The organism is Brevibacillus sp. SYP-B805 (genome assembly GCF_011059135.1).
In the GTDB taxonomy this organism is placed as follows: domain Bacteria; phylum Bacillota; class Bacilli; order Brevibacillales; family Brevibacillaceae; genus Brevibacillus_F.
Genome location: NZ_JAALGD010000018.1, coordinates 72,572 through 82,411, shown reverse-complemented (window position 1 = coordinate 82,411; position 9,840 = coordinate 72,572). Strand labels below are relative to the sequence as shown.

The 9,840-nt window shown below is 45.4% G+C and carries 5 protein-coding genes and 2 pseudogenes; 2 read left to right on the top strand and 5 right to left on the bottom strand.

Features of this window, described 5'->3' with window-relative positions:
• On the top strand, nt 1–936 hold a 936-nt coding region (locus G3578_RS18500), incomplete at its 5' end, for an IS256 family transposase (RefSeq protein ID WP_165214686.1).
• Between the two features lie 43 nt (nt 937–979).
• A pseudogene (locus G3578_RS18495) lies at nt 980–1,189 on the top strand (IS3 family transposase); the annotation flags it as partial.
• Nucleotides 1,190–1,457: 268 nt separating this feature from the next.
• On the opposite strand, the gene G3578_RS18490 reads toward G3578_RS18495, so the two are convergent.
• The 5 genes and pseudogenes from G3578_RS18490 to G3578_RS18470 form a co-directional block, all read right to left on the bottom strand.
• Nucleotides 1,458–1,757 (bottom strand): magnesium and cobalt transport protein CorA, encoded by a 300-nt coding sequence (locus G3578_RS18490; protein WP_165214682.1) that lies wholly within the window; start codon nt 1,755–1,757, stop codon nt 1,458–1,460.
• A 3-nt stretch (nt 1,758–1,760) separates the two neighbouring features.
• A pseudogene (locus G3578_RS18485) lies at nt 1,761–2,504 on the bottom strand (RHS repeat-associated core domain-containing protein); the annotation flags it as partial.
• 78 nt (nt 2,505–2,582) lie between these two features.
• A complete protein-coding gene (locus G3578_RS18480) occupies nt 2,583–2,867 on the bottom strand; it encodes a hypothetical protein (protein WP_165214678.1) in 285 nt (94 codons plus the stop codon).
• A complete protein-coding gene (locus G3578_RS18475; RefSeq protein WP_165214676.1) occupies nt 2,867–8,230 on the bottom strand; it encodes an RHS repeat domain-containing protein in 5,364 nt (1,787 codons plus the stop codon). The genes G3578_RS18480 and G3578_RS18475 overlap by 1 nt, the downstream gene beginning before the upstream one ends.
• A gap of 148 nt (nt 8,231–8,378) precedes the next feature.
• Nucleotides 8,379–9,840: Ig-like domain-containing protein (locus G3578_RS18470; protein ID WP_206529841.1), on the bottom strand; the 1,462-nt coding region annotated here is incomplete at its 5' end.

Genomic DNA, 9,840 nt, shown 5'->3' with positions numbered 1-9,840 from the left:
GTCAAAAAGAACCAAACGAACGTGACGGGTATCGAAGACCAAATCATTGCCATGTATGCCAAGGGTGTTTCTACCCGCGACATTCAGGATCACCTGCAGCAGCTCTACGGCATCGAGGTTTCTCCTACCCTCATCTCCAACGTGACCAACAAGATCGTCCCGCTGATCAAAGAATGGCAAAACCGTCCCTTGCAGGCGGTATATGCGGTCGTGTTCCTGGATGCTATTCACTTCAAGGTGAAACAAGACGGTGCCATCGTAAACAAGGCCGCCTACATGGCCATTGGCATTGACTTGGAAGGCCACAAAGATGTACTTGGCATCTGGATTGGGGAAAATGAATCGGCAAAGTTCTGGCTTCATGTCTTAAACGAGTTGAAAAACCGGGGTGTGCAAGACATCCTCATTACCTGTGTGGACAATCTTCGCGGCTTCTCCGAGGCCATTTCCGCTTGCTATCCCATCACGGAAATCCAGAAGTGCATCATCCACCAGATTCGCAACTCGATCAAATACGTTTCCTACAAAGACATCAAGAAGATCACGTCGGCCCTGCAGCCGATTTATAAAGCGGCCACGGAAGAGGCCGCCTTGGAAGAACTGAATCAATTCGAGCAGACGTGGGGACAAAAGTACCCCCTTATTGTCCGTTCCTGGCGTACGAACTGGGCGGAAATCTCCACCTTCTTCAAGTACTCACCCGAAATTCGCAAACTGATCTACACAACCAATGTCATTGAGAGCTACCATCGCCAACTCAGAAAGGTCACCAAAGGAAAAGCCATTTTCCCTACAGACGAAGCCCTGCTCAAAATGCTCTACCTGGCAACCATGGATGTGTTACGAAAGTGGACGGGGAGAGTTCAGAACTGGGGCCAAATTCTGTTACAACTGTCCGTTCAGTTTCCGGAGCGAGTTCAACCACATCTCCGCTGAGCCTAACGGCTATTGGAGTTTACACAAAATCATTGACAGACCCCGCTTGGGAGATCCATATGACAATGCCGTGATGGAGAGCTTTTACAAAACGTTAAAACGCGAACTGATGCCGGAAACAAGAAAGTTCACCAATGAAAAGGAAGCACGAAATGCAGTCTTCGAGTACATCGAAATGTTTTATAATACGAAAAGAATGCATTCCGCATTGGGTTATATGAGCCCAGTGGAATATGAAAAACAACATTCATAACAGATTGGTCTTAACTTCGTGTCAAGTAAATTAGGGAAAGTCCATTTTCAAAATCCCCTCTCCTGGAATGTTGTCTGGACAACTTCATTCTAACCGAGGGTTTTTGAAATGGCTCTCTTATTTTAAAGAGACTCCGTTTTTACACAATTATATGGACTCAACTACCCCCTCTTCCAACCGGCGGCTACAAGGACAAAAAGAAACCCCAGACGAGTTACATTTTACTCGTTCGGGGAATCAATTGTTTTATACCAATATACAGTATTTTTTAAATACCCAATACATGAATTACCTCAGAAATCTTATCTCGAATCTCCTCCTCACTGGTATATACATTGGGATATTTCTTTAAGTCATCCTCAAATTCTGAGAATCTAGCAGATAGTCTCGCCAGTTCACCAAAGCATTGAATTTCAACCGCTGAAAATTCGTTTATGTCAGAATCATGGTCATAAGTAATATGGAACTCGTTACAAAATGATGATATATCAATTTTTCCATTTCGTAGTAAATCAATGAGCCAATATAATCTTTGTTTAGGACTCCGCTCTTCCATCTGTACCCCCACACTTCATCTTCCTATTGGTTTATCTGAGTATACAAAGTGTAATACCGTATTTGTTGCTTTATCATATAGCACTTCGATATTGTATGCTTTGGTCTCATAATAAATCCTATACATTTTTTCTTCCGCATCCCATATTTTCCTTTCAACTGTCTTGTACATTACATCATAATACATTTTGGCACTCGTTCCCTGTGGGTCAGGGGCTTCCTTGCCGTATTTGATTACTGCTTGCAATATTTGAACTGGAACGAACCTTCCTGCTGTCTCCATGCGTTTAGCAGTAGTAACAGTGAAATTTAAGCCTTCTTCAAAACCTTTGCCAAGTCTCGAACTGAAAAAGCTAAGGCTTCCAACTACAGCCGCTTCACCAGGATAGTCCATTGCCGCCCCAAACAAATCAGATACAAATGCTGCAAATGGGTGTGCTTCTCTTGCTTGCCTCATAACTTCTTCATGAGAAAGCATAGCATCAGTAGACTGCATGATGTCACTTTCAGAATAACCTGCTTGTCTTAGTTGTGTCCGTATACTCTCTGCATAAGATGACCAGTAATTTTTCTCCCAAAGTGTTGTAGCTTCTGCCCACTTCTGTTTTGCTTCGTTAATAGACCAGTTCGCAGTAACATCCTTGCTCCAATGTCCGCTTGGGTCAATAAATCGCAATGGATTATTAAACCCATACGTATACCGATTCAAACTCAGCGGATTATCCACTTGCCCTTAATACGTATCCTCCGATATTAACCGTCACTCATCCTTTTTCCTGCAAAAAATAAAGAAACCCCAGACGAGCATTGATTACTCGTTTGGGGTTCTTAATAAAGTCTAGAGAATCGTACCTTCAGCCAAAATGTCACCATTTGTCCCGCTCATTAGCTTGAACTTACTTCCTTGTCTTAGCAAATGTTTTGGTGCATCTTCAAAATAAAATTTGATGGAGGTCACAATACACAACGATTCATCTGGTTCTTCTTGACTTACCGCCAAAATAGTCCAATCTTCTTCGGCATCATCAAATTTAGCAGGCCAATGCCAAGGAGTTTTAGGTGGTAGTTCTCTCCCAATCGGTTTTAAATTTAGCCAACAAATTTTAGCTCTTACAATAGTCATTATGGATAGTTCACCCCTTTTATTGAATATATAAGTTTATTAAGCTCATCCACTTCTAAACCATATGCTGGTCCAATCCTGTCAAGCCTTTCCCAATGCATAAATTTCCCAATATCATCAGCGGAGAAAGTTGCTTGTATAATTTTAAAATTACCTGCACCACTCATTTTTGTTCCCCATGTATAAGCATCTTCAGCACTTGTGGCGAAAAATTTAAAACCTAAGCCATTCACACCTGCATCAAATCTACCTGTGGCCATTAACTGGTTATACTCTCCTTCACTAACAGCTCTAAATAGCGTCACAGAACGACCAACAGCCCTTATTTCAATTGAAAGACCCATAGTTGGGATAGCTGATAGGATTTCAGCTGCACCATTAACACTTAAGTCCATGGTATGCTGCATCCTTCTTTCAGCTTCACCTACCATCCCACCATTCAATAGATAGGCATCATATTCCGCTCGAATAGCATCTGCTTGTGCATGGAAGTAATTTTGTAATTCTGTTAATAAAGCAAGTTTTTCGGCTGTATCTTTATTCACTCTTGGAAGGCTTTGTTTAATTTTTTCGGCTTGGTTCCACAAGTCTCCCCAAGGCTTAATCTTATCCTTAACACCGTTATAGTACTTATCATCACCTTCCATCTCGTGACCTGTTGGGTCCTTATATCTCAATGGATTATTAGCTACATACGTATATCGGTTCAAACTGAGCGGATTATCCACTTGCCCTTTATACGTATCCTCCGAGATAAACCGGCCAATACCCGGATCATAGTAACGGGCTCGTAAATAATAGAATCCGCTTTCCTTGTCGTACATCTCCCCCGCATAGGTGAACGGATTGGACATCGTCTCCTTGACTTTGTCTGCAAGCAGATTGCCCCAGATGTCATAGTCGTAGCTGTTGATCACATTGCCGCCAGCATCTTTGATGCTGATGACATCCCCGTGGGTGTTGTAGTAATAGTATCCGTCTTTATTGGAAACGTAATCCTTTCGCCAGATCAGCTTGTTTCCCCAGACGTTCCGCGCTTTTACCTTCCCATCGTAAGTGATTTCTTCAATCACATTGCCGTTGTAGTACACGTACTTGGTCGTCGCACCGGCATTGCCGCTTACTTCCTTGCTGGCACGCAGGCCGTTGGGATAGTACTTATACGTGGTTGTTCCGCTGCTGTCTTTGAATTCCGTCAGCCGATTCCGCACATCATACTTCAGTTCATAACTGCGGGCTACATTGCCGGTTCCATACGCGTAATACTGCCGATTGCCCCGGCCATCATAGGCATAGTACCTCTTTTTCCCCTGGATCGTCTCTTCCTTGATCCGGTCCAGCTTGTCATAGACAAACGCCCCATAGTCAGTGCCCATTCGTTTCCGGTTGATGATATTCCCAAATCCATCGTAGCTGTTGCTCTCCGACCAATTGTCATCGTGCAGCACTTCCGTGATTTCGCCGAATGGGTCGATCTTTTGCCTCATGGTGACGGCAGACTTGTTCGGGTAGGTGACGGAGTCGGTTTCACCGGTACTATCCATCTGGTACTGATAGCTCGTTGTCCCCACACCTGGGATCGTCACGGCGCTCAGTCGGTTTGCGCTGTCATAGTCATAGGTAACCTTCAGGGAAGAAAGCGAGCTGTCATTGGCCGCTGTGCCGGAAGGATAGACCAGTCCATCGATGAGATCGTCGTTATCCGAATATATCAACTGGTATGTTCTGCCCATCATGGTGAACTGGTTCTCTCTTCGGAACGGATCGTATTCATAGCTGATCGAATTCCCGTAGGAGTTGTGCTCACTCTTCAACAGTCCCGAAGCAGGATCAAAACGGTGTTCCTCGTAAAAATTCCCTGCCGTTACCTTGGTCATTTCATAGAAGGGCGTGTAGTTATAGGTAAATACTACCCCGTTTTTGTCCTGGAAGGTCTTAACCGTACCGTTGACATCATAGGTAAATTTTTCGGGGCTTCCCGCCGTTTCCGGATTTTTTTCGGACAGCTTCCACGACAGCAGGTTATAGGTATAGGAGGCGGTTTCGGCACCATTCTCGATCACCTTGGTGAGATTCCCGAGTGCATCATATTGGTACTCGTACTGGTTCTGTTCGGGATCACGGAGAAACACGAGGTTGCCCTGATGATCGTACCGGGATATCCAAACCCTCGACTTGCTACCATCGGTGATCTCTTTCCTGGTGACCTTACCGAAGCGATCCGTTTGGTACGTAGTGGTTCTTAGCTTGCCGCCACTGCCCATCCTCTCTTCCGTGCTGTCCATATTTCCAAAAATATCCTTGTAGGTGGTAACCACGTACCCGTTCGGGGAAACTACTTGCTCGGCCTCACGGGGAAGATACTTGCTTCCGTCTCTGTAGGCATTCGCTCTGATGTGGGTGGTGGTGCCCAGCGGCGTATATTCCTTCTTCACAGAGCCATCCCAGTAGTACTCATAGGTGGTTTGGTTGGCCTGCTTGCCAAAAGGAACCGTGCTGTACAGGAGCCGTCCGCCCTGATCGTATTCGTTGTATACCAGGGGGCGAGAGCTGCCGTTTGTGCCGACTTGCTCCTGATAAACAATGTCCCCGTATGGTGTATAGTAGGTAATCAGTTTGGTGGAATCCGGCAGTGTCTTCTCCACGATTCGCTGGCCGTTATCTTTGTAGGTGTAACGGATGGTGCGGGAGGAGCCTTGGTTCGTAAAGGTTTCATTTTCCTCTCTTCCCAGACCGTCGTAATCATACACAACCTTGCTGCCATCCGGATACGTTCGGCTGATCAACTGCGATTTTTCATCAAAGGTAGCTTCCACTTTCAGCGTGGTGGTACCGTTCCCCAAATCCACACCATAAACGGTGATGGAGGTAGGGAGAATCCCATACAGGTTGTCGTAGGTAAAAGTCTGGGTGCGCGTGGAAGATCCCAGTTTCTCACTAATGGAATACACCATTTTGTTCGTGTATTCATAGTTTCTTTCGATTCTGACGGGTTGACCCGTATAGGCCGTTTCATTGACGGGATAATTGTCTTTGATGATCTCGGTTTTCAGCAGATAGTTTTCGTAAGTATAATTCTCCTCATGGTAATATGGATCCAGGTCGTTATCCGACGATAACTTTTTCATGAACACCAATTGCGAGTAAGTAGGAAAATCTTTCGTGATGGATTGATACTGCCAAGAGGTTCTGTTGCCGTTCGGGTCTATCTGTTTGATGAGATGGCCGTAGTCATCATACTCATAATAGGTTTCCAGAGCGTAATCGTTCAATATCGCGGCATACTTCGATCGCTTGTCAATCTCCGGATTTTTCAGGTAATCCGTGTACACGCTTGTGTTGCTTACGCCGCTTGGTTCCAAAAATTCATACATGTAGGTTGGTTTCAGGTCTCTTCCCGCATAGGCATAACTGACATAGGTGGTTGGATTGTAGCTTAACGGGTATCTGGTGCCCGGAAAGCTGGTTTCCGTGCCTTCCCCTGTTGTCTGAACAAGTTTGAGCACATGTTGGCCGTCCTGATTCACCTGAAACGTTTTGTTCAAAGTATACCTCGATGTGGGCGTGGGCAGTTCCGTGTACGTTATGATGTCACCTTGTCTCCCCGCAACGTTGGCAAGACGAGGTATCTGCCGTTTCTGCGCTTTCCAAATCTCGCGGAAGTTGCTGTTCCCGTATTTTTTTTCGTAAATGTAGGTTTTGCTCCCCGAGGGAGTATTCGCATCATACTTGAACGCAACGGATTCAACCGGATGATATCCGATATACGTGATGGCGTATCTGTCCTGATAAAGCCGAGCAAGCCCATCTGTCAACGGATTATCGGCAGAAAGATTATTTTGTTTGTATTGATAGGAAATCGTCAGTCCCTGCAATGGGTATGTGACATTCTGGATTAATAGATAAGGCAGCTTCTTTCTGGTGCTTTTATCCGTTGCGATATATCGACTTGATTCCAGCAGGTTTTGATCCGTTACCGTCTTATCAATGGTGTACTCTTTGTTCAGATTGAAGTAAGCTTCACGGACTAAGTAGGCATATTGTGCAATCGTCACGGGTGTCCCTTCCGATCCATTTTTAACAGGTATTTCCTGAACCGAAAGCAGTTGTTTACCCGATCTGAGGTATTTTAAATGCTTCAGTAATTTTGACTTGCTTTTATCCTGATAAACATACAGGTCGACTGTTGAGCTTCCATATTCGAAGGTGATATACCGCCCCACGCTGTCCTCTATCCAGGCGGGGGAACCGTCACCATATACCCAATACGTGATTTTATCGCCATAAATATTGGACTTCACGATCAGGTTATCGTTATCCATGAACTCATATTTATAATTATGAATGTACAAGGTCTTGGTGGAGCCATCATCCCTGAACCATGCGTCACGGTAGGGATAATTGACGAATCCGCCAAAGTATTCCAGCGATGTGCCGTCATCCAATTGTATGTAATATCTTGGATCTTCTCTTTTGGCCGCGTAATATTTCTGGGAATTGGGATCGAGCTGTACATCCTTGACCGTTACATACTGTTCCGAGGTAACTTTTTCCATGGTGGGAACGGAAAATTCCCAACCAACGGCAAATTCCGTGTTAATCCGACCGGCGACGTTTTGTTTTTCGTCTTCGTTCCATCCGGGTGTATTCAGTCTGCTGGACAGCGAAGAATAGCGTCTTTGCAGCACCAGATCAAGACCATGCTTGCCTTCTAGAATCACATCATTTTCCACAATATTGGCGGCATGGTAGAATTCATCGACAGGTTGTTCGGTTTTGGAACGTTTGAATAGGAACTCCTGCTGTTTTTCGGTATATTGGATCGGGATTGAATCGTCCTGCAGACCGGTGGATTCCTGGTATTCTTTGATCCAGCGGCATTGATCTTCGACTTGGGGTGTGTAGGTGTGCAAGAGGTTTCGCTGGTCGGTGCCAAGCTGGTCGAAGATGCTGATCGCTTGGGCATCCGTGTAGCCGTATACTTCCACTTTTTCATCGGGTGTAAGGAGTTGGAGAAGGTCTGCGTAGAAGTAGGCCGCGAGCTTGAGTGTCGTCCGGTCGAAGGAATCGTGGATTTGAACGGCTGTGTCTGGAGACAGCTCGTCCCAGCTTAGGGAGCGGATATCGTCGTCGGAGTATTCGGTCGGGTTGATATCGTTTGATGTTTGCGACATCTCTTCCTGTAGCTGATTCTCTTCCATTTCCTCCAGCACCGATTCGGCGGTTGATGAAATATTGTCTCCGGTTTGTTCGATGCTGGCGGGTGGGAACTCTTCTCCGAATGCTGCGATCGGACAGAGTGGGTTCAACAGCATGCTTGTGAGCAATAGAGTTACGAACTGTTTTGATCTTCTTGCTTTCATAATGCCTCCAAAGCATTGGAATAGGGTTCCCCCCTTTTTGAGAAAGGGGGGAGTTAATGTTGTTAGAAATGGTACCAAGATCGCGGATCGTTGGTCTTACACTTCAACTTGAGCTTGAGCAAGACAATATATCCTTCCTATGTGATTCTTAATCACCGTCTCTTGTAATATTGAAAGTGTGGTTTTCACCAAACAGGTGCTGTTGAGGGATTGAGACAATCGAATTATCTAGCTCTATGTTTTTTCTGACTGTCCTATTTCCAACCTCACCCCTCAAAACATGATATACAACAGTATTATCGTTTGAGTTTGAATTCGAATCGGCTACACTTGTCGCTAACCCCTGATCATTCAAAACGGCCGATGCGATGGAAGCGGTGTCTGCAAGGTACTCGATCCTTACTGAGTAAGCGTAATAGTAAGTATAGTATGTTACTGGCGCGCCATATACCGTTCCAGAATAACTTTGTGTGTACTGGTAAACCCGTGTGTCAGGTTTTCTTACAGTTCCAGAGTAGTTTGCTGTTGCTGTTGCAGACCACCAATGATCATCGGCAGAATGGCTCCCATGAACCGTGCAAGGGCCATTTGTTGTACTAACTTTGCTTAACGTGCCAGAAAAACCTTGCGCATCACTGTAGCTAATCGATGATGGGAGGCTATTTCTTGCAATATACTGTGCATTTTCGCAGCTATTATAACTTTCCCCATAGCCGGATCTTGTATCTGTGACAGTTTTACTGGCAGCCGGGCTACCACTAATAAGCTGACTTGTGTAGCTTCCACTTTTACTTAATGTCCCGGAATAGGTGCCATCATTGTAAGAAATGGTACTGGGGAAATTGGTATCACTTCTTGTTACAGATGTTGTTACCGTTTTACTTGGCGTATATGAGCTTGTAGTGTATCTGGTATATGCCCCGTTCGAAACATTGATTGTCACATTGTTACCGCTAACTGAATAAGTCACATTTCCTGTATTAACGGAAACACTGATTATGCTTTTTAGATTCGGGATCGTGATTGTTTTGGATCTGGTTTGTACCGTGGATTCTTCAAACGTGACATATTCGGCTGCTCTCACCTGAACGGAGGCACTGGTGCTCTTGCCAAAGTAACTTATCGTTATCGTGGTAATTCCTGAGCTAGATCCGGTTATCAATCCATTCGCATTAACAGTTACAATGCTTTTGTTAGCTTCAAGGTAAGTAGCTAGGCTCGTCGCATTTTGGGTTGTTCCATCACTAAATGTCGCAGTAACTGTTAGCTGCTGGGTTGCGCCCACTAATAGGCTCACGCTGGCCGGTGTTACCGACAGGCTTTGAACCGCGATGATCTTTGCAGATACACTCGTAGTTCGACCGGCGTATGCGATATTGATTGTCGTGTTTCCTGGAGCGATACCTGTTAGCAGGCCACTTGCATTGACTGTAGCGATATTAGGATCAACCGCCTGATACGTTGCCTGGCTCGTCACGTCCTTCGTCGTGCCATCGCTGTAGGTGGCCGTTACGGTTAGCTGCTGGGTTGCACCCACCAGTAGGCTCACGCTGGCCGGTGTTACCGACAGGCTTTGAACCGCGATGATCTTTGCAGATACACTCGTAGTT

Bases quoted from the DNA above. Each gene is read 5' to 3' on its own strand.
- G3578_RS18480 (WP_165214678.1), bottom strand. From the start codon at position 2,867: ATGACTATTGTAAGAGCTAAAATTTGTTGGCTAAATTTAAAACCGATT.
- G3578_RS18475 (WP_165214676.1), bottom strand. From the start codon at position 8,230: ATGAAAGCAAGAAGATCAAAACAGTTCGTAACTCTATTGCTCACAAGC.